The sequence below is a fragment of the Deltaproteobacteria bacterium CG11_big_fil_rev_8_21_14_0_20_49_13 genome (assembly GCA_002796305.1).
Taxonomy (GTDB): domain Bacteria; phylum UBA10199; class UBA10199.
The window spans coordinates 1-2,008 of sequence record PCWZ01000066.1 but is presented as its reverse complement, the minus strand read 5'-3'; the positions used below and the strand labels follow the sequence as shown (position 1 = coordinate 2,008).

The following is a 2,008-nucleotide window of genomic DNA, read 5'->3' as shown; positions in this document are numbered from 1 at the left end:
GTTTGGCGGGAGTCCTCGCAGGGGGTGTGGCAATCCCGTGCACGCCTGTCATTCCCGCGGAAGCGGAAATCTCGCGTATGCGCTTGCTTACAGGCTAGCGGCAGTGGCGCTTATAGTCATCATCGTCATTCATCCAACCATTTCCCTCGCCGGCGACGCAGGCATCCCGCTCTCAAAGATAAGCGACGTAGATTATCTCATCTACCACCACGGCGATCACTTAGGCTCAACGCATCTGATCACCGAAGGAAAACAACTCGGGCGACACGCAGGAATCAGCTTCCCACAAGGTAGCGTCATCCAGCGCTTCGAATATCTCCCGTGGGGGCAGGAAGCTTTCGCGCTGAACCCGAACCTAAGCTACGACCCGCGCTTCACCGGCCAAGAGTACGATATTGAAACAGGGCTTTACTTCTATAAGAGCCGATATTATAACCCAGCGTTAGGGAGGTTCATTCAGCCTGATTCGATAGTTTCGGATCCAACCGATCCGCAAAGTTATAATAGATATGCATATGTCCGCAATAATCCGCTGAAATACACTGACCCGAGCGGACATGCTTATGAACAGTTTAATTTTACAGATGATGATACCGGCGAGCCTCTGCATGAGCAATTTGATCGCGGGTTCGAGAATATAGGTCACGAGGCGTATGAGAATGCGGTTGAGGTGGGCGTAATTGAGCCGTCCACGAGTGGTGGGCTAGTTGGGAACACGACTAATGCGAATAGGAATGATTATATGGGGGCGTATGATAATAATTACAGCGAGAGCCAATTTGGATTTGATTATGGTGGTGGCGGAGGATTGCCTAGTCTTGCATTAAGGGATGCGAGTGCATTGAACGGAGGCGGCTTCTTTGTGCCAGAGGCATGGGAAATGCCAAAGTTGTCGCCTGGCGAGATACCCAAAATTCCTTCCGATGTGCCGGGGTGGTATAAATATGCAGAGGGCGTGATCGTTGGAGCGCCTGTAGCGGCTTTGGCTGTGACTGGGGGTGCGGTGGCAGTAGCTGAAATTGCTGGATCATCTGCATACGCGGCGGCAATGTCCATGGCCGCCACACCTGCGGGACAAGAGGTCATTAAACTTGGAAGTAGTTTTGTTAGTGGATTTTCTAGTGGATATTATGATGTAAAACTTCCTCCAACGGCCAATACGCCAATGAATGAAGCCGCATCGAGACTAGGGTCAGTTATTGGTAATTTTCTGCGAAAAACATTATGAATAAAAAAACAAAAAGTGTCATTCTTGGGGTTTCCTTCATAGTTTTAAGTGTTATAAGTATTTTTGAGCTTATTAAGTATAATTGCGTTAGTACTTCCATTGGTGAATTTTGCGGTCAGGAGGCTATGGGGGGAGCAATAATAATGATTCCTCTTTTTTTTGTATTTGGTGTTTATCTTATTTTGAGAAAGTAAAACCATTGGGGCCACCTCTGAAAGATGGTTGCAAGTAAAAAGTGCGTTATAGTAGAAAAACCATTGGGGCCGGACTTGGCTAATTGACTTATTTGTTCATTGAAAAATAACTCCAGCTCCCTCGCTGGCGACGCAGGCATTCCGCTATCGAAGGTAAACGACGTAGATTATCTAATCTATCATCACGGCGATCATCTAGGCTCGACGCATCTAATCACCGAAGGCAAGAAGCTAGGCCGCCACGCTGGAATAAGCTATCCGCGCGGCACAGTAATTCAGCGCTTCGAATATCTCCCATGGGGCCAAGAGGCCTTTGCGCTCAATCCGAATCAGAGTTACGACCCCCGCTTCACCGGCCAAGAGTATGATATCGAAACAGGCCTTTACTTCTATAAGGCGCGGTATTATAACCCAGCGTTAGGGAGGTTCATACAGCCGGACACAATAGTTTCGGATCCCACCGATCCGCAGAGTTATAATAGATACGCGTACGTCCGCAACAACCCGCTGAAGTATGTGGATCCGAGTGGGCATAAGGAATGGCATTTTACGGATGATGATACAGGCGAGCCGACGATTGAACGAT

The 2,008-nt window shown here is 48.5% G+C and carries 3 protein-coding genes; all 3 read left to right on the top strand.

The window, feature by feature from the left end:
• Positions 1 to 1,228, top strand: a 1,228-nt coding sequence (locus COV46_06285; GenBank protein PIR16907.1) for a hypothetical protein, incomplete at its 5' end; no start/stop codon positions are given.
• Entirely contained in the window at positions 1,225 to 1,422 is a 198-nt protein-coding gene (locus COV46_06280; GenBank protein PIR16906.1) for a hypothetical protein, read from the top strand. The genes COV46_06285 and COV46_06280, both read left to right, overlap by 4 nt.
• Positions 1,423 to 1,521: 99 nt before the next feature.
• Positions 1,522 to 2,008 (top strand): hypothetical protein (locus COV46_06275; GenBank protein ID PIR16905.1); only part of this gene is annotated, 487 nt, incomplete at its 3' end.